Origin of the sequence: Oceanobacillus polygoni (assembly GCF_008304605.1) — a bacterium.
GTDB lineage: Bacteria > Bacillota > Bacilli > Bacillales > Amphibacillaceae > Oceanobacillus > Oceanobacillus polygoni.
Window position 1 is genome coordinate 103,626 of sequence record NZ_PIJY01000057.1, and the last position, 21,599, is coordinate 125,224.

General features: G+C 38.9%; 21 protein-coding genes, 16 tRNA genes and 1 rRNA gene. 31 read left to right on the top strand and 7 right to left on the bottom strand.

Translation table 11 applies throughout. The features are described 5' to 3' along the window. Positions 1-152 precede the first annotated feature (152 nt). A complete protein-coding gene (locus F1560_RS21670) occupies positions 153-692 on the bottom strand; it encodes a hydrolase (protein ID WP_149476684.1) in 540 nt (179 codons plus the stop codon). Positions 693-1,114: 422 nt separating this feature from the next. On the opposite strand from F1560_RS21670, the gene F1560_RS21675 reads away from it, so the two are divergent. The 3 genes from F1560_RS21675 (at position 1,115) to F1560_RS21685 (ending at position 3,916) form a co-directional block, all read left to right on the top strand. Beyond that, positions 1,115-2,173 carry an AEC family transporter gene (locus tag F1560_RS21675; protein WP_149476685.1) on the top strand — a complete coding sequence of 353 codons (1,059 nt, stop codon included), beginning with the start codon at positions 1,115-1,117 and terminating at the stop codon, positions 2,171-2,173. Positions 2,174-2,218: 45 nt separating this feature from the next. Next, on the top strand, positions 2,219-3,238 hold the full coding sequence (locus F1560_RS21680) for a 2-hydroxyacid dehydrogenase (RefSeq protein WP_245347818.1): 1,020 nt from the start codon (positions 2,219-2,221) through the stop codon (positions 3,236-3,238). 258 nt (positions 3,239-3,496) lie between these two features. After that, the gene (locus F1560_RS21685) at positions 3,497-3,916 is read left to right on the top strand and encodes a hypothetical protein (protein WP_149476687.1); all 420 of its coding nucleotides are present in this window, start codon (positions 3,497-3,499) and stop codon (positions 3,914-3,916) included. Positions 3,917-4,045: 129 nt separating this feature from the next. Here the strand turns inward: F1560_RS21685 and F1560_RS21690 are convergent, their stop codons facing one another. Then, complete coding sequence (locus F1560_RS21690) at positions 4,046-4,357, bottom strand: AzlD domain-containing protein (RefSeq protein ID WP_149476688.1); 312 nt, start codon at positions 4,355-4,357, stop codon at positions 4,046-4,048. Further along, complete coding sequence (locus F1560_RS21695; protein WP_149476689.1) at positions 4,350-5,045, bottom strand: AzlC family ABC transporter permease; 696 nt, start codon at positions 5,043-5,045, stop codon at positions 4,350-4,352. The genes F1560_RS21690 and F1560_RS21695 overlap by 8 nt, the downstream gene beginning before the upstream one ends. A 143-nt stretch (positions 5,046-5,188) precedes the next feature. Between F1560_RS21695 and F1560_RS21700 the strand changes: the two genes are divergently transcribed. After that, positions 5,189-5,758 carry a helix-turn-helix domain-containing protein gene (locus F1560_RS21700; RefSeq protein WP_187773797.1) on the top strand — a complete coding sequence of 190 codons (570 nt, stop codon included), beginning with the start codon at positions 5,189-5,191 and terminating at the stop codon, positions 5,756-5,758. A gap of 378 nt (positions 5,759-6,136) precedes the next feature. Here the strand turns inward: F1560_RS21700 and F1560_RS21705 are convergent, their stop codons facing one another. Continuing rightward, complete coding sequence (locus F1560_RS21705; protein WP_149476691.1) at positions 6,137-7,027, bottom strand: manganese catalase family protein; 891 nt, start codon at positions 7,025-7,027, stop codon at positions 6,137-6,139. Between the two features lie 62 nt (positions 7,028-7,089). Further along, a complete protein-coding gene (locus F1560_RS21710) occupies positions 7,090-7,302 on the bottom strand; it encodes a YuzF family protein (RefSeq protein ID WP_149476692.1) in 213 nt (70 codons plus the stop codon). A 538-nt stretch (positions 7,303-7,840) separates the two neighbouring features. Here F1560_RS21710 and F1560_RS21715 point away from each other — a divergent pair. From F1560_RS21715 to F1560_RS21740, 6 genes are all read left to right on the top strand, one after another. After that, complete coding sequence (locus F1560_RS21715; protein WP_149476693.1) at positions 7,841-9,535, top strand: methyl-accepting chemotaxis protein; 1,695 nt, start codon at positions 7,841-7,843, stop codon at positions 9,533-9,535. Between the two features lie 332 nt (positions 9,536-9,867). After that, positions 9,868-10,326, top strand: a complete 459-nt coding sequence (locus F1560_RS21720; protein WP_149476694.1) for a GNAT family N-acetyltransferase — start codon at positions 9,868-9,870, stop codon at positions 10,324-10,326. A 66-nt stretch (positions 10,327-10,392) separates the two neighbouring features. Beyond that, on the top strand, positions 10,393-10,593 hold the full coding sequence (locus tag F1560_RS21725) for a VOC family protein (RefSeq protein ID WP_149476695.1): 201 nt from the start codon (positions 10,393-10,395) through the stop codon (positions 10,591-10,593). Positions 10,594-10,856: 263 nt separating this feature from the next. Then, entirely contained in the window at positions 10,857-11,330 is a 474-nt protein-coding gene (locus F1560_RS21730) for an SRPBCC family protein (protein WP_149476696.1), read from the top strand. Positions 11,331-11,363: 33 nt separating this feature from the next. Next, the gene (locus F1560_RS21735; RefSeq protein WP_149476697.1) at positions 11,364-12,101 is read left to right on the top strand and encodes a class I SAM-dependent methyltransferase; all 738 of its coding nucleotides are present in this window, start codon (positions 11,364-11,366) and stop codon (positions 12,099-12,101) included. Positions 12,102-12,192: 91 nt separating this feature from the next. Next, positions 12,193-13,044 (top strand): DUF72 domain-containing protein, encoded by an 852-nt coding sequence (locus F1560_RS21740; RefSeq protein ID WP_149476698.1) that lies wholly within the window; start codon positions 12,193-12,195, stop codon positions 13,042-13,044. Between the two features lie 57 nt (positions 13,045-13,101). Here F1560_RS21740 and F1560_RS21745 read toward each other — a convergent pair whose 3' ends face one another. Beyond that, positions 13,102-14,373 carry an aspartate aminotransferase type Ic gene (locus F1560_RS21745; RefSeq protein WP_275955868.1) on the bottom strand — a complete coding sequence of 424 codons (1,272 nt, stop codon included), beginning with the start codon at positions 14,371-14,373 and terminating at the stop codon, positions 13,102-13,104. A gap of 187 nt (positions 14,374-14,560) precedes the next feature. Between F1560_RS21745 and F1560_RS21750 the strand changes: the two genes are divergently transcribed. Beyond that, positions 14,561-15,430 (top strand): aminoglycoside 6-adenylyltransferase, encoded by an 870-nt coding sequence (locus F1560_RS21750; RefSeq protein ID WP_149476699.1) that lies wholly within the window; start codon positions 14,561-14,563, stop codon positions 15,428-15,430. Between the two features lie 214 nt (positions 15,431-15,644). Further along, complete coding sequence (locus F1560_RS21755) at positions 15,645-16,418, top strand: MerR family transcriptional regulator (protein WP_149476700.1); 774 nt, start codon at positions 15,645-15,647, stop codon at positions 16,416-16,418. Between the two features lie 70 nt (positions 16,419-16,488). Here F1560_RS21755 and F1560_RS21760 read toward each other — a convergent pair whose 3' ends face one another. Further along, complete coding sequence (locus F1560_RS21760) at positions 16,489-16,851, bottom strand: nuclear transport factor 2 family protein (protein ID WP_149476701.1); 363 nt, start codon at positions 16,849-16,851, stop codon at positions 16,489-16,491. Between the two features lie 163 nt (positions 16,852-17,014). Here F1560_RS21760 and F1560_RS22630 point away from each other — a divergent pair, with 163 nt between their 5' ends. From F1560_RS22630 to F1560_RS21850, 19 genes are all read left to right on the top strand, one after another. Further along, the gene (locus tag F1560_RS22630) at positions 17,015-17,131 is read left to right on the top strand and encodes an RAxF-45 family protein (protein ID WP_342780264.1); all 117 of its coding nucleotides are present in this window, start codon (positions 17,015-17,017) and stop codon (positions 17,129-17,131) included. Positions 17,132-17,322: 191 nt separating this feature from the next. Continuing rightward, positions 17,323-19,188, top strand: coding sequence for a ribosomal protection-like ABC-F family protein (gene abc-f / locus F1560_RS21765; RefSeq protein WP_149476702.1), 1,866 nt, complete (start codon positions 17,323-17,325; stop codon positions 19,186-19,188). Positions 19,189-19,442: 254 nt separating this feature from the next. Continuing rightward, positions 19,443-19,517 (top strand) — tRNA-Asn (locus F1560_RS21770). 65 nt (positions 19,518-19,582) lie between these two features. Further along, positions 19,583-19,657, top strand: a tRNA-Glu gene (locus F1560_RS21775). Between the two features lie 4 nt (positions 19,658-19,661). Next, positions 19,662-19,737 (top strand) — tRNA-Val (locus tag F1560_RS21780). 33 nt (positions 19,738-19,770) lie between these two features. Continuing rightward, a tRNA-Met gene (locus F1560_RS21785) sits at positions 19,771-19,847 on the top strand. A 40-nt stretch (positions 19,848-19,887) separates the two neighbouring features. Next, positions 19,888-19,964: transfer RNA gene (locus F1560_RS21790), tRNA-Asp, on the top strand. Positions 19,965-19,975: 11 nt separating this feature from the next. Further along, positions 19,976-20,068, top strand: a tRNA-Ser gene (locus F1560_RS21795). Between the two features lie 34 nt (positions 20,069-20,102). Next, positions 20,103-20,178 (top strand) — tRNA-Phe (locus tag F1560_RS21800). A 60-nt stretch (positions 20,179-20,238) separates the two neighbouring features. Next, positions 20,239-20,314: transfer RNA gene (locus tag F1560_RS21805), tRNA-Thr, on the top strand. 47 nt (positions 20,315-20,361) lie between these two features. Further along, positions 20,362-20,437, top strand: a tRNA-Lys gene (locus F1560_RS21810). A 3-nt stretch (positions 20,438-20,440) separates the two neighbouring features. After that, positions 20,441-20,522 (top strand) — tRNA-Leu (locus F1560_RS21815). A gap of 55 nt (positions 20,523-20,577) precedes the next feature. Then, a tRNA-Leu gene (locus F1560_RS21820) sits at positions 20,578-20,666 on the top strand. A gap of 3 nt (positions 20,667-20,669) precedes the next feature. After that, a tRNA-Arg gene (locus F1560_RS21825) sits at positions 20,670-20,746 on the top strand. 3 nt (positions 20,747-20,749) lie between these two features. Continuing rightward, positions 20,750-20,826, top strand: a tRNA-Pro gene (locus F1560_RS21830). Positions 20,827-20,845: 19 nt separating this feature from the next. Next, positions 20,846-20,918: transfer RNA gene (locus tag F1560_RS21835), tRNA-Ala, on the top strand. A gap of 22 nt (positions 20,919-20,940) precedes the next feature. Beyond that, a tRNA-Gly gene (locus F1560_RS21840) sits at positions 20,941-21,014 on the top strand. A gap of 15 nt (positions 21,015-21,029) precedes the next feature. Further along, positions 21,030-21,103, top strand: a tRNA-Ile gene (locus F1560_RS21845). 287 nt (positions 21,104-21,390) lie between these two features. Further along, a 16S ribosomal RNA gene (locus F1560_RS21850) occupies positions 21,391-21,599 on the top strand; the annotation flags it as partial.

Below are 21,599 nucleotides of genomic sequence, written 5' to 3' on the forward strand. Positions count from 1 at the left end.
AACTAGACAAAGATACAGGATATTTTAGCGAACTATTTGGTTGGTTAGTATTTTCCGCTTGTCCTCATAATTGTTTTGTCTTCATGTTATGGAAGTAACTATTCAAAAATAACAGCTTTCCTGAAATCGAAAGCTGTTATTTTTATGTTTCCTTATTTAAGTAATTTCAAGACTTGTTTAAAATCTTTACCTTCAGCTGTTTCCATTAATTCATATAATGCCATTTCCACACTTGATGGCAGGATTCCTGATGCTAGCATTTTTTGAAGCCCTATTTCTTTATTTAACATTGTTCGTGAAGAAACGGCGTCTGCGACAACATTCACCTCATATCCTAAGGATTTAATCCCTACTGCTGTTTGATACACACAAATATGCGTTTCAATGCCAGCTACTAAAACCTGTTTTCGTTTCGTAGCAGTTAATGCATCGACAAATGCTTGATTTTTACAAGCATCAAAAGTAATTTTATGAATCGGATTAATGTCTGTTAAATATTTCGTTAACGCTTCGTTTGTTCCTCCTAGTCCTTTAGGATATTGCTCAAGCCAAACGATTGGAATCTGAAGAATGTTGAGTCCTTGAATCAGTATTTTTAAATTTTCGATTACATCCTTACTATCATGTACAATGTTAGACAGCTTTCCCTGTACATCCACTAATACAAACACGGTATTATCTTTAAGCAGCATCTTATCACACCTCCTAGAAAACTAGCCTTTCATTTTCTACTTACTAAATTAAGTTCGTTATTTGTTTGTTCAAACCTCCTTTTTCGCCTTATTATAGTGAAAAGTTTATGCAATTCGGTGTAGCGTAAGCCCTTATTCACCTGTCAAAAAATAGACATAATTTAATTTGGGAAAAGGGGTTGCCAAAATGGAGAAGTCATTGTATTATTTAATTGTGAAGTAATTCACAAATGAAAGGGCCCGAAAGGAACAAGGTAAGATAACAGGGAGTAGAAATCATTGTATATTAGATTATTATCTTTAGATAACATATTACCATTTCAAGTGAAGTAATTCACAAATGAGTGTTTATTTTGTGGTTGTATGTGAAATTATTCACAATTGATTAGATCTCTTACAAGATATTTAGGGAGGAAACGTTTATGAATTTTGCAGAGATTTTTGCCAGTACAATTACGAACCCGAAGGTAATAAGTGCTGTAAGTTCTGCTGTACTCATTATATTACTCGGATTTTATTTACGGAAAAAGGATATTATTAGCAAGCAAACCTCAAAGATGCTAAGTGTGCTTCTATTGACTGTATCTATTCCAGCACTTGCATATACAGCTTTTATGCAGGATATCGATACGGAAAGTTTAACCCAAGGTGTTAACTTATTAATTTGGGGATTTATTATCTACATTGTGCTCATTATTATGGGTAAATTCTTCTTTATGAATTTTACAGGAGACAAAAACAAAGTATTACATGTCCTAACGATTTTCGGTTCTACAACGTTTTTCGGTATTCCAATTGTTGGTGTGATGTATGGTGCAGAAGGTGTTATGTACGCATCCATTTTTAACATCTCTTACCGCGTGTTCTTGTACTCATATGGATATATTAAAATGTCTGGTTTGAAGTTTACGAAAGATAATATTAAAAGCATGTTGATGAATCCAATTATCATTGCAACTTTTCTCGGTCTTGCTGTATGGATGTTCCAAGGTTATCTTCCACAGATGCAAGCAACAAATGCTGAAGGACTCGCTGTCTCTGCTGCATTCTTGCGTATCGATGTTACAGCACCGTGGTTATTTGAAACCTTGAACTATCTTGCGAAGCTTTGTTCTCCACTTGCATGGATTGCGATCGGAGCACAGCTTGCAGAAATCCCATTAAAAGATGCATTCCGTGATAAACCGTCCTTACAATATAGTGCTGTAAAAGTAATCTTAGTCCCAGCTTTCATCTTAGCGTTAATTACAGCTGGAAGTATGATGGGTATTTTCCCAGTTAACCATGTTGCAATGGCAACCGCAGTAATTATGATGGCAACACCAACTGCAACAGTTGCCGCAGCATTTGCGATTAGCTTTGATAAAGAAGCATTATTAACATCAAATTGTTCTTTACTCTCAACGATTTTGGGAGTTGTAGCAATGCCACTATGGGTAGTAGTTGTTGAATTGATGAAAGGATTTAGTATCTTTTCTTAATAGACTTGGATGAAAAAAATATAATGAAAAAGGTAGGTAATGAAAATGACAATCCAATTAGTATGTTTCGGTGTAAGAGATGTAGAGGTAGAATTTTTCAATTCCTTAAATAAATATAACTTTGATTTAACACTTATTTCAGAGCTAATGAATGATGAGAATGTGGAACAATGTAAAGGTGCAGACGCAGTAATGCTTCGTGGGAACTGTAAAGCAGATCGAGAAAACCTGACGAAATTAGCGGATTATGGTATTCGTTATATTCTAACAAGAACAGTTGGCTATAATCATATTGATCTTGAAGCAGCGGCTGAGTTGGAATTAAAAGTAGCACGTGTTCCAGCTTATTCACCAAATGCAATCTCAGAGCTTGCATTAAACCTTGGGATTAACCTTTTGCGTAATATCCCATATACAACTGCTAAAACGCATCAAAAAGATTTTACAGTAGATGCAATGATGTTTAGTAAAGAAATTAGAAAGTCTACGATTGGAATTCTAGGGACTGGAAAAATCGGTTTGACGACTGCCAAGCTATTTAAAGGCTTAGGAGCTCGTGTTGTTGCTTATGATGTATACGAATCAGAAGCTGCAAAGGAAATTGTTGAATACCTTCCATTAGACGAGGTATTAGCTGTATCTGACGTTGTCTCTGCTCATGTTCCGCACTTTAAAGGTGTTAATGATAAATTTATTAACGAAGATTTCTTAAATAAAATGAAAGACGGAGCGGTCTTAATTAATACATCTAGAGGGGAAATCCAAGACCATAAAGCAATTCTAAATGCACTAAAAGAAAATAAGCTTAGTGGATATGGTACAGATGTATTTGAAGGAGAAAAAGACTTCTTCTTCCGTAAATTAACAGGAGAGAAGCTAGCTGACCCGGTTATTGAGGAATTAATTAGTTTGTATCCAAGAGTACTCGTTACTCCGCACATTGGTTCTTATACAGATGAGGCGTTAACGAATATGGTTGAAATCTCTTATGATAATCTTCATGAGTATTTAATGTATGGACGCTGTGAAAATGAGGTACCACTGCCTGAAATAGCGCTTGTCTAAAAACTTAAGCCGACCAGTTTGATTGGTCGGCTTTCTTAGCAGATAGGAAACCACCATTGCGATCAAGAACATTCCACCCAAAGGCTTGCACTCCAACGTATAAGGGGTTCTAAGAAAGCAAAGAACGTAAAGAACGCCATCATAAGAACCCCTTAACGAATGCCAAGATTTCTGATATTCGCCTTTCATTCCATATATACATTTGTCACACTCTTTGATAAAGTGAAGTTGTGAGAATGAAAAATGAGGTGTATGTTTATGTTGTCATTGATTGACAAACTGCCTAATTACTTTCGTTGGATATTGTTTATACCCTTTTTCTTTATTACGTACTATTTGTTTAATAAAGTGCTTTCATTCAGCTTGGCCCCGGTCTTCGGACTATATGATGAGAACGATCCTTTTACATTTATCGCTTATAACCTTTACCTGAACACGATTAGCACAGCTTTAGCTATTATCTGCAGTGCTTTTTTTGCTCCTAAGCTCCGAAGAATTGTTGCTCGTTCTCTCGTTCTATTCATCGCTCTCTATTTTTTAGCACATATTCCTTTTATCGCAACAGGTTCATTGCAAATATCTGTTTGGAAGCTTTTATTTAGCATGTTAACAATGCTCCTCGGTGGGTTTTGGGGACTGCGTGTTGTATATCGAAAAACAGTTCAATCTCAGTGTTAATAGTTAACGTCTGTTATAGTTCTAGCTATCAGCGATACCCGCCGAGTGTGTGGCGGGCGAGTCGTTGTGTGGTTATGCTTGCTTCAGGTCGTTGTGAAGGTGCACTGTTAAGGGATAGAAGGCTACCAACTATAAAAAATAACGAGCTAACAATCCAGCCGCTATTCCAATTATAAGGGAAGGTAGAAACGTATGGATAACTTTTATGGTAATTGCGGTAGCAAGACAACCGATTAGCACTGGTAACGAAAAAACGGTTCCTCCATCTGTTGGTACTAACATTTGATTCACAATCAGTGCGGCTATAATTGCAATCGGTACATAATTAAAATACAAACGTAAGGTTGCGTTCATTTCTCTTCCGGCCATAATTTCGACACCGATGACTCGTGATAGATAAGTAGAAATAGATAATAATGCAATGAGCATCCAGTTATTCATTGTCTCTTGCCCTCCTGCTTACATATAATCCTACAAGCGGTGATAAGACACCCGCTAAAATAATCGTAAATTCATTCCCAGGTGTTACATATTGAAGGATAACCGTTATCGTGACAGCAACTAGTGCTGTTGCAATGACTGGCTTTCCTCTTAAAGAAGGAATCAAGAGCGCTGTAAAAGTAATTGGAAAAGCCAAGTCCAAACCCCATTTTAGAGGATCAACCTGTCCGCCAATAACAGCCCCGATATAGGAAGATGTAATCCAAGCAAGGTAAAAGGTAGCTGCAACAATACCAAAATAGAGTGGGTCTGGACCATGCTTTTGAAATCTTGCGCTGCCTAAAACAAATGCCTCATCGGACACACCGAAAGATAATAATCCTCTCCACTTTCTTGTAGCGTGAGAAAGCCCTTCAGCAAGTGCCGCTCCGTATAATAAATTACGCAGATTTAACAAAGCAGTAGCAATAAGAACGCTTGTAGCTGTTGCTCCTGCTGCTAACATTGCGACAACCACCAGTTGAACAGAACCGGAAAACACAAACAATGACATTGCTAGCGTGTTTGCTAGGCTCAAGCTCGTTTGAGTTGCAAGCACACCATAAGATAAACCATATGCTGCGATAGCGATTGCTAGCGGTAAAGATTCGATGAAAGCCGTTTTAATTGTTTGTTTTTTGTTATTCATCTAATTAACAGCTCCTTATTCTATGTAGAAAATCATATGTTTTGATATGCTAAAATATAAGTTATATTTAACTATACTATATGATATATTATAATGAAATGAAAAGTTTATTTAAATATACTATTTTGTGGGGAGGGAAGTACGTGACTATTGAAAAGCCTTGGAATGAAGAAGATGTAGGAAAGCGTATTGGAGCTAATCTACGGAAATATCGCAAGCATAAAGGACTGAGTATGGAGGCATTTGCTAAACAAATTGGTGTTAGCAAATTAACATTAATCAAGGTCGAGCATGGGGAAGCTAACCCTACATTATCTGTAATTTGGAAAATTGCAGATGGACTAAAAATATCGATAACGGAACTACTGGAAATGGAATCGGATGTGTCTATTATTCGTAGAGAGGATGGGCTGAAGCTGGCAAGCTCAGATGAGTTGTTTGTTGCTGAGCCGTTATTTCGCTCCCATAGCTTTGAATTATACCGAGGATACCTGCAGGGGGAGAGTGAATACATTTCGGAAGCACATCAACCAGGGGTAATAGAATTTGTTACCGTGATGTCAGGAGAACTAACAATGGAGCTTGACGGAAAAGTATATCATTTGAATGCGTACGATTCGATTCGCTTTAAAGGGGATCGTCTCCACAAATATGCTAACCCATCTTCTTCAGTATCGATTTTGCATTTTGCTATTTCCTATAATAACCACTAAAACACCTCCTTTAATGATAAAAGAGGCTGGAATGTTTTATGATATAGTTCCTTGTGTCCATAAAGTATGTAAATTCAACGTGACAGGGATTAGTTGCCATCACTTTAACATTTTCAATTTGAGCGTTTGAATCTCTTTTTTCAACAATGCACGATTGCTTAGTTTCTGCTGAAATATGAATAAGAAGTAAATGATAAATGCCCACTACTTTCTATATGTAAAGACATAAAAAAAGAGTTCCTATTAATCATATTTTGATTAATAGGAACTCTATAAATCACCTTATTTTTGGTAGAAGAAAGTATAAAACTTTCTATCTGCACAAGTGTAACTAAGACATTTGCTCAAAGGATTGAAGGAATCCAAGTTATCTAAAGATTACATATTGCTCTTTAAGCGTTTTAAAATTTGGTAGTAGTCGTCACGATCAATCCCGGGTGCAAATTGCTCTGGAATTTCTGGTAAATCAGGAACAGCCGCACCTTCAGGCATTCCATCAATCACTCTCAGTGTTTCGCCAGTTTCTGGGTTTGCCCCTTTCCAAATTTGATTGATGTCCCGATAATCTGCTTCTCCCCATGTATACAACACATTGAACAATCCTTGATCCATAAATTTCTTTGCGTAATCAAATTGATTATTATCCAAGCTTGGAACAGGTAGCATCTTGCCGACATCTACCCCTGTAGCCACTTCAATTGCTTTGGCATAAGCAATAACATGAGTCCCGCCTCGAACGAGTAGGTAGCCAATCATTTCTAATGCGGTTGGATGGGTAGTCATTTCGTAAACACGCATTTTATGGTTTCTTGCGCCGATTTCCAATAAATAGTTGGCAAGAAGATCTTCGACTAGTGTACCACTGTTATTTACATAAGATCCATTCCATGGTCTTCCCATTCCATCACCCGGATAAGCTGTTTGAGCAGTTGTTGTAAAATGCGTTGAATAGCGGGCATCCTTTCCATTTTGTAAAGGCGCGGTGTCGGGATCGCCAGGAACGGTATTGCCAATCGAAAGTAGATTAATGGCGTTTGCGACTAATTCAACATGACCAAATTCTTCGGCTGTAATACTCGCAATTAAATCATAAAAAGGTTTTAGCTTTTTTTTGCCACGAAAGTTAAAGGACTGAAACATGTAATTATTTAGTGTGGACATTTCACCGAATTTGCCTCCCATTAATTCCTGAACAGCTGCAGCAGCATTCATATCGCCATGTTCTGGAATGGGTAGCTCAATAGCGATCTTATTCACACGTTTCATCATGAGCTTTGTGCCTCCATCCATAAATAATAACCATTGACATCATATGTTGGATATAGCTTGATTTATTCACTCTTTATTTGGTTGAACCAAATTATTTGAGCTGTACGAATATAGAATGGTGAACCTCCCATATGGATAACGATATGGTCTGGCATCACCTTTCTTAATACTCCTCGGACAGACCCATGTGTTGTTTGGACGGCAAGCGGCTTATTCTGAAGACCAGTTAAAGCTTGATAAACGTATGGATCACTAAGATTCCATTTCTCATTCATTATTCAACACTCCTTTTTTCGAAGCCCATAGAAGTATATGCACGGAAGTGAAAATGTATATTTGTTTTATTGAAATAAAGACGCAGTATTTTTTATCTCCTGCCTTTATAAATGATTAGATGAACCGATATAAAAGATAGGCACTGTTATTCCTCTTGGTTAATGTATCTATAGGTTCGAAGTATAACAATGAAGCAATGGCATTAGATATATAAATGGGTTTAAAAAATGGGTATTCCTGTATAGTGAATAGCCATTTTTAATTGTTGTGTTATCAACGAACGTGTGCTTTTGATAATGCTGAAGAGTAGAGTCATAAAGAAGGTTATACGAAGGAGGCAACTGTACTAACAATAATTCAATCTTCAGCATGAGATGCGTTGTGATTTTAATCTGGAGATCTTTTAGACTGTCCGATTTTCTGAATCCAGTTCAGTTAAAAGTTCCCTTAAATAAACGATATAGGTATTAACAGCTGCAGTGCAGCTTGAGGATAGTAGCAATGTAATCAATATCTAAACAACTAAAGGAGAAAACAATGAAAAAGATTTTTAACTTCAAGAGTATTAAACATAAAATCATATTTGCATTTTCTTTTGTAATTTTATTCGTCATTCTATTAGGTGTATACAATTACACAGCAGTTAAGCAGATTAATAATGATATGGCAAATATTATGGAAAATGATCTTCAACGATTAATTGCTAATATGGGAATGGAAACAACGATGGCTAATCGAATTTCTACAGCTCGTGGTTACGTACTAAGTGGTGATAGCGACTTTAAAGATCGTTTTGCAGCATATACAGAGCAAGGAATTGAATTTGAAATGCTGGCAAGAAGTGTGGGGGTTACTCAAGAATTTGATGATTTGATTAAGAAGACCGTTGAGTGGCGGACAGCAATCGCTGATGATGTATTTGATGTCTACGATCGTGGTGATGAGGATTTAGCAATAGAGAATTTGAATGACTTAACTCCAGTTGTACGTGAAATCATGGCTGGATATGAAGAGCTAGCAGGGAATTCCGAAGTAGAAATTAATCAACTTGGAGAAGAGATAATTTCTAACGGTGAACAAACGCAAACAATTGTCGTTATTGTATCGATTTTAATTGTTGTGCTTAGTGTTGGAGCGGCGCTCATTACAGCGGGAATGATTTCGAAACCAATTAAAACGGTTATGGATCGAATGAAGCTCATTGCAAGTGGGGACTTAAGCCAAGATGTATTACAGACAAAATCTAAAGATGAAGTTGGGCAGTTAGTTGAAGCTACCAATGAGATGGCGAGGAATACACGTGAGCTACTCACTCAAATAAATGTAGTGTCTGAGACGGTTACAAGTCAGAGCGAGGAATTAACACAGGCAGCGAACGAAGTGAAATCTGGTTCTGAGCAGGTAGCAGTTACGATGCAAGAGTTGGCGACAGGCTCAGAAACGCAGGCAAACAGTGCTAGTGACTTAGCATCGATTATGAGTACTTTTGCGATTAAGGTAGATGAAGCGCATGATAATGGTGGGCGTGTGCAGCAGTATTCAAATGAAGTGCTTGGAATGACATCTAAAGGAAGCGAATTAATGGCATCTTCCACCGAACAAATGGCTAAAATTGACCAAATTGTACAAGGTGCAGTTACGAAGGTAGAGGGATTAGATGAACAATCCCAAGAAATATCGCAGCTTGTTTCAGTCATTCGTGATATCGCAGACCAAACAAATTTACTTGCATTAAACGCAGCGATTGAAGCGGCAAGGGCGGGTGAACATGGTAAAGGATTTGCTGTTGTAGCCGATGAAGTAAGAAAACTTGCAGAACAGGTATCTGTTTCTGTTACGGATATTACTGGCATTGTTTCCAACATCCAAAATGAATCAAGTCTTGTCGTAGAATCGTTAAAGGACGGTTATACAGAAGTTGAACAAGGGACAAGTCAAATCAAAATTACCGGGGAAACCTTCCATGAGATTAGTGACTCCGTATCTAAGATGGTGGATAGTATTAGCTTAGTATCTGATAACTTAGCTGATATTGCTGCAAATAGCCAGGAGATGAACGGATCGGTTGAAGAAATAGCTTCAATTTCCGAAGAAGCAGCAGCTGGAGTAGAACAAACCTCTGCATCGACACAGCAAACGAGCAGTTCCATGGAAGAGGTGGCAGGAAGTTCTGAGCAATTAGCGCAGCTTGCTGAGGAATTAAATGGATTAGTAAGGAGATTCAAGCTTTAAACTAGTAAATAGATAGCAAAGGAGTATCGCTTGTACACGCATGAATTATTGAGAAATGCCCAGAGAGTACTAGGAGCTTCTTCTTTAGAGCTTATCTTTTTGATAAAAGGAGTTGTGGGACAAGATAATGGTCGATGTCCTCCGACTCCTTTTTGTGCTATTTCCAACTATATCAAATGATCTTGCTAATCGTATTAAAACATTTCTAACTTCCGCAAGAAGCGTAGGAATGATAACGGGAGGTACTACTAGGTAGCCTTTGTATAAAAAGGTGTGTGTGGAAAAAACTTGTGGTAAAATTTTGATAGAAAATCATGGGTAGGAGGAGTTAGATGGAAATCGTTGCATTACAAGAAAGGAATCATCTATTTGATGAAGCTGTACAGGTTTTTTGGAAGCTATGGGGGTCTGAGAAGAATTATAGCTTTTATTATGATTCTATGCTTCATTCGATTCAAACGGTCGATGGGATTCCAACGTATTATGTGTTACTTGATAATGAGACGATTATTGGTACGTACGCTTTAATAAGAAATGATTTAAATAGTCGTCAGGATCTATACCCATGGCTTGCGTGTTTATATGTAGCACCTGAATATCGTGGGAAAAAGCTTGGCTCACTCTTGCTTGATCATGGCCTAAAGGAAGCTGGAAAAAGAGGCTTTAACTCGCTTTATCTAAGTACGGATTTAGAAGGTTATTATGAAAAGTATGGCTGGCAGCGCTCGGCAGAAACGTATGGATATAGTGGTGAATCAATCAAGGTTTATGAGAAGAGGATTGTGAAATAAAGCTAAGTAAACGTATTCGATAGATTGTTAAATTATGAAAAGGATTAAGAGGGAGTGTGTGTATGTATGAAGCTAAAGATTGATGCAATAACTCTAGCTGTTCATCATCTTGAAAAAGCAGTTGCCTTTTACAGGGAAATACTTCAGTTACCGGAAGATCAGATTTCGAAGGGAGAAGACCACGTAGCTTTCTTTTTTAACGAGGACTTATCACTTGTTCTCTATCCACGTACGGAAATTGCTCGCACAACTGGTCAAACAATTTAACCCCTAGTTCAAATGAAGTAATGCTAAGCTCTTTTGTGGAAAGTCGTCAAGAAGTTGACCATATTTTGCGGCGAGTAATGTCTTCTAAAGGTACGGTAATAAAGCAAGGAGAAGCAAACGAATGGGGTTATTCAGGATGTTTCGCTGATTTAGACGGTCATGTTTGGGAGCTTAGTACAACATAGGGTAAAACGTTGTTGTAAGATACCTGAATCTATAATTAACGTTTTTTACTATAAATCGTGAAATTGGAGGAGAAAGCTATGCAAACATATGGAAAGCTAAATAAAGTAGATGAACGGTATAAGTTAAAATTTGAACGTGCGTACGCTTATTCAGTTGAAGAAGTTTGGGGTATTGTTACGAATCCAAAGCATTTTACTCAGTGGTACCCATTTGCAACAGGTGAGATGGAATTACGTTTAGGAGGTAAAATTTATTTTGATGATGGTGAAGGCTCCACTTACGAAGGAGTAATCACGGAACTTGCGCCTCCTCACATCTTCGCTTTCCGTGAAATCGATGACTTGCTATCTATAGAACTGAAGACCGAAGACGATGGTTGTTGCTTGGTATTCGAGCACACTTTTGACGACGCTTCTATGAGTACTTCCGTTGCTACTGGATGGCATCGTTGTCTAGATGCCTTAGGGATGATTATAGAAGGAAGTCCGGTTGAGTGGCCGGATAATGCCGCTTCGTTGCGTAAAACTTATAAAGAAACATTCAATTCTTAACTTGACTTTCAACCTTGTGATGGGGGATAGGTTATGAAGCAGAATAAATATGATGATGCTCACTTTTTTGCAGCGTATGAGGAAATGCCACGATCCATTAAAGGACTTGAAGGAGCGGGAGAGTGGCCATTATTGAAGAAGCTACTGCCAGAATTAAAGGATAAACGTGTACTTGATTTAGGGTGTGGCTTTGGGTGGCATTGTCGCTACGCACGCAAGCAACAGGCTCGCTCCGTAGTTGGCATTGATATATCGGAAAAAATGTTACAAAAAGCTCGTGAATTAACGGAGGATCCACACATCGTTTATCAAAGAATCCCAATTGAAGATATTCATTTCACTACTGCTTCATTCGACGTGGTATTTAGTTCGCTTGCACTCCATTATGTAAAAGCATTCAAAGTTATTTGTAAAAAAGTTAATGCTTATTTAACACGTGGTGGCAGGTTTGTTTTTTCGGTAGAACATCCTATTTATACCGCCCGGGCTGAACAGGACTGGTACTACGATGAACAAGGACATCGCCTGCATTGGCCAATTGATAATTATCAGTTAGAAGAGATGCGTCAAACGATATTTTTAACAGAGAATGTAATTAAATATCATCGTACATTTGCCACCTATATAAATACACTAATCAATGCGGGGTTTACGATTAAAGCAGTGGAAGAAACATACGCAACAGAAGAAATGATAAGAGAAGATCCATCGATGTTTGATGAGAATCGAAGACCGATATTTTTATTGATTGCTGCTGAAAAAACTGTGTAAAGCTTATGTTTGTATCCTCGTTTTTCTTGCATCTTATAAAATAGAGCTGGCTTCTATGGTTGTGTTATCATATTGGGAGGAGGGATCCTAAATGATATACATAGGTGTAACAGGCTGGGGTGATCATCACTCGCTGTACCCGCCTCAAATGAAATCAAAAGATAAATTAGCCGAATATAGTAGTCATTTTCTTACAGTTGAAGTGGATGCTTCTTTTTATGCGGTGCAGCCTATCCGTAATGCATCCAAATGGGTAAGCGAAACACCAGAGAACTTTCGCTTTGTCGTGAAGGCATATCAGGGAATGACAGGGCATCAAAGAACGGATCTTCCGTTTGAAACGAGATCGGAGATGTTTCAAGCCTTCAAAGATTCTTTAACACCTTACCAGCAAGCGAATAAGCTAGCGATGGTCTTATTTCAATTTCCGCCTTGGTTTGATTGCAAGAAAGAAAATGTGAATTACTTACGATATTGCAAAAAAATGATGGGAGATATCCCTGTTGCGCTTGAATTTAGAAATCAGTCCTGGTTTCGTGAACTCTATCGTTCCGGTACGCTTGCCTTTATGAAGGAGAATGGCTGGATTCACGCTATTGCGGATGAACCTCAAGCTGGGGACGGTTCTATTCCAATTGTACCAGTAGCTACAGATTCGAATATGACGTTGATTCGAATGCATGGTAGGAACTTTCATGGTTGGACGAAGCCAAAAAATTCGGATACAAACTGGCGTGAAGTCCGCTATTTATATAAATACAATGAGAAAGAATTATTGGAATGGAAAGAACGAGTATTAGAGCTTGCAAAGCATTCAAGAGATATCATTGTTTTATTTAACAACAACTCGGGCGGGGATGCCGCTGGCAATGCAAAAGAATTTCAAGACATGCTAGGTATTGAATACGAGGGGCTTGCTCCCAGACAGCTTGGGTTATTTTAATCTTGCCGGAATAAAAAAAGCAATCCTTTTTTAAAATGAAGGATTGCTTTCTTTCCATTAGCCTAGTAGTTTTTTTACACTTGCTAATTTCACACATAGGCATAGTACTTCCATCGCAGCTTCTAATTCTGTCAGACTTGGGAATGTAGGAGCGATTCGAATATTTCTATCCCTTGGGTCTTTTCCATATGGATAGGTTGCCCCAGCACCTGTTAGCGTAACGCCAGCTTCGGATGCTAGTCTCACTACCTCTGTAGCGCAGCCATCAAGTGTATTTAGGCTAATAAAATAGCCGCCTTCTGGCTTACCCCATGAAGCAATATTATCATTCCCAAACTCCGACTCCAGCTTATTTAAAACGAGGTCGAATTTTGGTTTGACAATTTCAGCGTGTTTTTTCATATGAAGCTTCACGTTTTCTGCATCTTTTAAAAAACGTACATGACGTAATTGATTTATCTTATCTGCACCAATTGTTTGTACAGCTAGCTGTTTCTTGATGAAGCCAATATTCTCTTCACTTGCAGCAATTACGGAAACACCTGACCCTGGGAATGTTACCTTTGAAGTCGAAGCAAAGATAAATACACGGTTTGGATTCCCTGCATCTTTACAAGCTTTTAAGATGTTTTTTAATACAGGCGGATTATCTGTCAGGTGATGGACTGTATAGGCATCATCCCAGAAAATCCGAAAGTCTTTGGCTTTTGTCTCCATGTTAGCAAGACGATCGACAACTTCATCACTGTATGTTGTTCCTTCAGGATTACTGTATTTTGGTACACACCAAATACCTCTAATCGTATCGTCGTTACGAACAAGCTCCTCCACCTGATTCATATCCGGACCATCTTCCAGCATATCAATTGTTATCATTTCAATGTCATACATTTCACAAATGGCAAAATGTCTATCATACCCTGGACTTGGGCATAAGAACTTAACCTTTGGTGCTTTTACCCAAGGCATGTCACTGTCGACAACCCCTTTAAGCAGTGCCCTAGAAATCGTATCATGCATCAAACTAAGACTGGAGTTCCCCCCAACAATCACTTCACTCGTGTTAATCTGAAGCAGCTGAGCAAATAACTCTTTCATTTCTGTTAAGCCATCGAGCCCTCCGTAATTTCGAATATCGATAGAATCTTTTACATCAAGCGAATCCAATTTATTAAGAAGGTCCATAGATAAATCTAACTGCTCTGGGCTAGGTTTACCTCTTGCCATATTTAAGGATAAGTTTTTAGCTTTAAAAGCTTCATACTCTTCCATTAGGTTGGAATACATTGTACTTAATGCTTCGTGATCTAATGCGTTTATAGTAGTCAATGAAATATGCCCCTTTATCTTCGTGTTATTACAAACATTATAACAGACGGGTTTTAAACTCGGGAGTGAAATCGTGAAGTTTGTCAAAAAAATTGCAGATAATAATAGTTCATGAATAGTAGGGGAACCAAGCTGATTTTTTATATAATAAAAGAAGTATTGAATGAAAATGTTGGGGTGATGTTACATGCGGTCAAAGCAGGAAATGATGGAGCTTATCGTAAACGTTGCAAAAGAAGATAGTCGAATTAGAACGGTAGGTATGAATGGTTCAAGAGTGAATCCGAATGTTCCTAGCGATCTTTTTCAGGATTACGATATTGTTTATCTTGTTACAGATATTGATTCTTTTATAGACGATCCGAATTGGATAGATGTGTTTGGGGACCGTATTATCATGCAGACACCGGAAGATATGACCATGTTTCCGCCAGAGCTTGGAGGCAGGTTCCCTTATTTGATGTTATTTAAAGATGGCAATCGCATCGATTTAATGCTTGTTCCAGTAGAAGAGAAAGAAAAGTATTACCATGAAGATGGACTAACGGTTGTTTTGTTCGATAAAGATGGTGGCTTGCCAACATTACCTCCTCCAAGTGATGAAGGATATTGGGTGAAAAAGCCATCTGATTTACTATTTGCTGATTGCTGTAAGGAGTTCTGGTGGGTATCTACTTACGTTGTAAAAGGATTGTGGCGCGAGGAGATTTTGTATGCGTTTGATCATATGACTATCATCCGAACGATGCTTTTGAAAATGCTGGAATGGAAGGTAGGAGTGGAAACTGAGTTTTCGCTTAGCATTGGAAAAAGCGGGAAGTATTTAAAGCGCTATGTTGATAACCAAACATGGGCGCAACTTTTAAAGACCTTTCCTAGCGGTTCATATGAACAGGCTTGGCATGCTGTATTCACAATGACCGCGTTATTTGAGGAAGTTGCCATTGAAGTTGCCGAGCATTTTGGGTTTTCGTACCCTTTTGAAGAAGCGCAATATGTGAAAGCATATTTAAAGCATGTTCAACAACTAAGACCAAATGCGTCAGATATATATTAAGGTTAGTAGAAGTAAACGCTCAATGCGAATACGGAAGAACGTAACCTAAAATAAATGAATTTTAAAAAGGAGAGAATGTGCAGTGCATGATCGGATGTGGGCTATGCAAGTCTGTTTTTAACCTTAACTCGTTTGTAATCGTTATTTTAAAAATTCCCCCTTGACCTTTACGTTGCGTAAAGGTCTATGATAGTAAATGTCAGGAGGGTTACAGGTGGAATATACCGTCAATAAATTGGCTCAGATTTCTGGTGTGAGCGGCCGCACACTCAGATATTATGATCAAATCGGACTGTTAGAGCCAGCACGAATTAATTCATCTGGCTACCGAATTTACGGACAAAAGGAAGTTGATTTGCTTCAACAAATCTTGTTTTACCGTGAATTGGAAGTAAGTCTGGAAGATATCAAGAAAATGATTAGCGAGCCAATGTTTGATCAAACAGAAGCGTTAAAATCGCATTATCAACTGCTAGCACAAAAGCGTGCCCGTCTTGACAAAATAATGGCAAACGTTAAACGAACGATTGCCAGTAAACAAGGAGGTATTCCGATGCAGGATAAAGATAAATTCGCAGCATTTAAGGATAACTTAATCGAGGAAAATGAAGATAAATATGGAGAAGAAATTCGCAGCAAATATGGCGATAAAACGGTGGATGCTAGTAATGCCAAGCTAAGAGGAATGTCAGAAGAAGATTTTAAAGCAATGAATGATTTAGGAGAAGAAATTATGGTATTACTCGAGAAGGCATATATTGCTGGAGATCCAGCTTCTGATTTAGCTCAGGATGTTGCCGCAAAGCACAAGCAATGGCTAATGTACTCTTGGAGCAGCTATTCAAAAGAAGCGCATGCAGGTCTTGCAGAAATGTACGTTGCTGATGAGCGATTTACAGCCTTTTATGATAAGGTTGCAGAAGGAGCAACAGAATTTCTAAGAGATTCGATTCTTATTTACCTTGGTATAGAAAAACAAGATAGTTAGGAAGGAAAGTCCCATTTTGATTGGTATTCAAATTGGGACTTTCTTTCTTGGATGAAGAGCTCATCGGACCCTATGCATTTACTTCAATAAGATAAGCTGTCAGTTCCTTAATTTTCCCATCTTTAAACTTATTCAACTTATAAATGTCACAAAAAGCATATGTTTTATTAATTCCCTCTTCATCTGGTATTGTCATGGAGCCTTCAATTACTGCAGAATTCCCATGGGTAATGATTTGCTTTGTTACATAGTTTTGAGGCGTATACCCTCGCATTTTCTCCATTTCAGCAGCAAAAGCAGCTTTACCTTCGAACACTGCTTGCCCGACGTGATTCCAAACGACGTCCTCGGCTGTATGTTCAAGAATAAAGTCAACATCTCCTGTTGCGAAAGCCTCGTTAATCTTTTGGAAAAATTCCTGATTTTTGGTCATTTTTCGATCAACTCCTTTTTGATTTGTATTACATAAATAATTCGTTTTTTCTTAGATATATCCTGCATTTTTTATGTAATACTTGAAAAAGAGGCAACAATCAAATAAAATAAAAGAAACAAATGAACGGAGGTGGATAGGGATGTTTAATCAAGCTGTTTTGATGTACGGTTACTGGACGGATTTCTTATATTTTAGCCGTGCAAAATTTGCTGTTCTAGTTGATAACGGGATACGTGTGTCCTTTTTTAGCAACTGTATAGCAAATCTAAAACGGTGAAAACATCTCTAAATCCACATTACGATATGGACTTACAAAAGGGAGGGCTTTTCATGCTCTCCTTTTTGTGTGCCCTTATTTATGATTGAAAGCCATGGGATTGTTATGTTTCCTATGGCTTTTTTTGGTTGTGTCAAGCACATCAATTAAAGAGGCGTTCTAAGAAGCTTTATTGAAGGAGGAAATTTAATATGATCGTATGCAGTGTGAATCAAATAACGAAAATGTATGGGGGAAGCTCCATCTTTGAAAATATATCATTTGAAATAATGGAACATGATCGGGTTGGTCTTGTCGGTCGAAATGGAACTGGGAAAAGTACGCTATTTCGATTATTATCTGGTGAAGAAGCACCTGATTCAGGAAAAATCCATTGGAGAAAAGGAACGAAAATAGGTTATCTTGCACAGATTCCAGAAACCTATTCTGAACTAACAACAAAGGAAGTATTAAAGACTGCCTTTTCAGTGCTTGTGCAAATGGAAGCAAAAATGAAGCAACTTGAGGATGCGATGAGTAAGGAAACCAACACTGAGCGTTTAGAGAAAATAATGCGTGATTACGGTGATTTCCAGGATCAATTTGCACGAAAAGGTGGCTATGAGATTGAAGCGAATATTGAAAGAATCGTTAATGGATTAAATATCGATGACTTGCTTGAACACCCATTTTCTAGCTTGAGTGGTGGAGAGAAAACAAAGGTAGGTCTGGGTCTCTTGCTTTTAAAAAAACCTGATTTACTATTACTAGATGAACCGACGAATCATTTAGACTTAATGGCAGTAGAATGGCTAGCTGATTTTTTACAGGGCTATCAAGGGACCGTCGTCATTGTTTCGCATGATCGATATTTTCTTGATGAGGTTGTAGGTAAGATTTTGGATTTAGAAGATGGGGACATCACGAGCTACCCCACGAACTTTTCTGGTTATATAAAGGAAAAAGAGGCACGTTTATTAAGAGAATTCCAGGCGTATGAAGAACAGCAGAAGAAAATAAAGAAAATGAAAGAAGCTATCAAGCGATTGCGCGACTGGGCAAATCGGGCCAACCCACCAAATGAAGGGTTGCACAAACGTGCACGAAATATGGAGAGGGCTTTAGAAAGGATGGAAAAAATAAACCGTCCTGTGTTGAATCGCAAGAAAATGAATCTAGAAATGGAGACATCTGATCGAAGTGGAAAGGATGTCATTGTTCTAAAAGATGTTGCGAAGCGTTTCGGTGACCGGGAGCTTTTTTCCAAAGTGAATATGCATATTAGATACCAGCAACGTGTTGCCATTGTAGGAGAAAACGGTACAGGTAAGTCTACATTAATAAAATTGATTTTACAGCAATTGCGTGCAGATGAAGGAGAAGTACGAATTGGAAGTAATGTTAAAGTAGGGTACCTATCCCAACAAATTTTTACACAGCTACAGGATGAAACTGTTCTGGAAGCATTTCGAGATGAGGTACATGTTACGGAAGGTGAAGCGAGACATATTTTAGCTAGATTTTTATTCTATGGGCATATGGTCTTTCAAAAGGTTTCCCAGCTTAGTGGAGGAGAAAGAATGCGCCTTCGTTTAGCACAAATGATGTATCAAGATATAAACGTCCTTATACTAGATGAACCAACAAACCATTTGGACATTGAATCACGTGAAGTGCTGGAAGAAGCGTTGGAGGATTATAAAGGAACCATTGTAGCGGTTTCTCATGATCGATATTTTTTAAATAAGCTGTTTGAAGAGGTTTACTGGATTGATGCCAAAACGGTTTATCGTTTTGAGGGGGATTATACATGGGCGCGAAGAAAGTTGGATGGATTAAAGCTTCACCATGAACAATTAAAAACGGTAGAAAAAAAGCAGAAGCCAGAAAAGAGGAAAGATCAGTACGTAGAGAACGAGAGACTGGAAAAGGAATTAGAAGCGATCGAAGGAAACATTTCAATGCTAGAAGAGAGGTTAGCAGAGCTTCAAGATTTAGAGCTTTTGCAACAGATCTATATGGAAAAAGAGGAATTGGAGAAGGCATGGGAAGAGTTGTATTTGCGTTTGAATTCTTAGGGTGTCGGTTAACACGAGTTAAAAGATGAAGATAAATGAGAAGGGGCTCTTTGGTATGTCGTGTACATGATTAAAAAGAGCTCCTATACTGTATTGAGGAAACAAAAGTCTTTAACAAAAGGTGTGGAGATGCTGCGTCTTCTAAGCAAAATTATTAGTTTTACAACATTTTTTAAGTTTTTTTTACAAAAATTTAATTTAGGCATTGACTTTGTTTCGATAATGTAATAAGATAAATATCGCTGTTACATTATTCCACAGTAGCTCAGTGGTAGAGCAATCGGCTGTTAACCGATCGGTCGTAGGTTCGAATCCTACCTGTGGAGCCATTTAATCTTTATAAAGTAAATGTCGAATAATTCATTTGTTGTCGAATTTGCTCATAAATAATGTTGGCCCGTTGGTCAAGCGGTTAAGACACCGCCCTTTCACGGCGGTATCACGGGTTCGAATCCCGTACGGGTCACCAATATGGAGGATTAGCTCAGCTGGGAGAGCACCTGCCTTACAAGCAGGGGGTCGCAGGTTCGAGCCCTGCATCCTCCACCATTTTTTCTTTCAGATGAAACATATCTATTATATCGCGGGGTGGAGCAGTCTGGTAGCTCGTTGGGCTCATAACCCAAAGGTCGTAGGTTCAAATCCTGCCCCCGCAACCAAATGATTTGTAAGACATATGATGAACCTTTCTTATAAAATGGTCCGGTAGTTCAGTTGGTTAGAATGCCTGCCTGTCACGCAGGAGGTCGCGGGTTCGAGTCCCGTCCGGACCGCCATTTAAATATTCGGAGGTATACCCAAGTCTGGCTGAAGGGATCGGTCTTGAAAACCGACAGGCGGGTCAAACCGCGCGGGGGTTCGAATCCCTCTACCTCCTCCATTTATAAATTACGTTTTGTTGTTAACTAACACCTGGCTCGGTAGCTCAGTCGGTAGAGCAACGGACTGAAAATCCGTGTGTCGGCGGTTCGATTCCGTCCCGAGCCACCATTTATCTTTCGGAAGTTGATTCTTTCTATATAAACCTAATAGTTTACAGGAAGCCAACAAGCCGGCCTAGCTCAATTGGTAGAGCAACTGACTTGTAATCAGTAGGTTGGGGGTTCAAGTCCTCTGGCCGGCACCATTTTTACAAGTGAATAATAATTACCAATGATATGTAATATATTTTTTGAGCCATTAGCTCAGTCGGTAGAGCATTTGACTTTTAATCAAAGGGTCGAAGGTTCGAATCCTTCATGGCTCACCATTTGCGGGTGTGGCGGAATTGGCAGACGCGCTAGACTTAGGATCTAGTGTCTTCGGACGTGGGGGTTCAAGTCCCTTCACCCGCATCGTTTTTGTCTAAGAGGAGTTCCGATTTAAAATCGGTATACTGCTCCAACCCTTGCCGGGGTGGCGGAACTGGCAGACGCACAGGACTTAAAATCCTGCGGTAGGTGACTACCGTACCGGTTCGATTCCGGTCCTCGGCACCATATGCGCCCGTAGCTCAATTGGATAGAGCGTTTGACTACGGATCAAGAGGTTAGGGGTTCGACTCCTCTCGGGCGCGCCATTACGGGAAGTAGCTCAGCTTGGTAGAGCACTTGGTTTGGGACCAAGGGGTCGCAGGTTCGAATCCTGTCTTCCCGACCATTATCTTCATATAACATATGGGGCCTTAGCTCAGCTGGGAGAGCGCCTGCCTTGCACGCAGGAGGTCAGCGGTTCGATCCCGCTAGGCTCCACTTTAAAAAATACATATTTCATGCGGGTGTAGTTTAGTGGTAAAACCTCAGCCTTCCAAGCTGATGATGAGGGTTCGATTCCCTTCACCCGCTCCAACTTACTATTTATGTGGGCCTGTAGCTCAGCTGGTTAGAGCGCACGCCTGATAAGCGTGAGGTCGGTGGTTCGAGTCCACTCAGGCCCATTCATCTTTTTTATAAAAAGGTGTTGACATCTCTTTTGGGAGATGTTATAGTATAAAAGTTGTCGAAAAGGAATGAATATTTCGAAGAAAAAATATTTTAAAAAAGTTATTGACAACGGCTTGTAAGATGTGATATATTAATAAAGTCGCTTCGGAAGAACGACGAACAAATTTGCTCTTTGAAAACTGAACAAAACAACCAGTATGTCAAGAAAAAAAGAGAACTCGTTTTTCTTTTTGAAACAAGTAGAAGTCAGCTTCTACAAAAGCTAAGTATTACAAACACTTTTATGGAGAGTTTGATCTTGGCTCAGGACGAACGCTGGCGGCGTGCCTAATACATGCAAGTCGAGCGCAGGAAGCAAACTGAACCCTTCGGGGTGATGGTTGTGGAATGAGCGGCGGACGGGTGAATAACACGTGGGCAACCTGCCTGTAAGATCGGGATAACTCGCGGAAACGTGAGCTAATACCGGATAATACTTCTCACCTCATG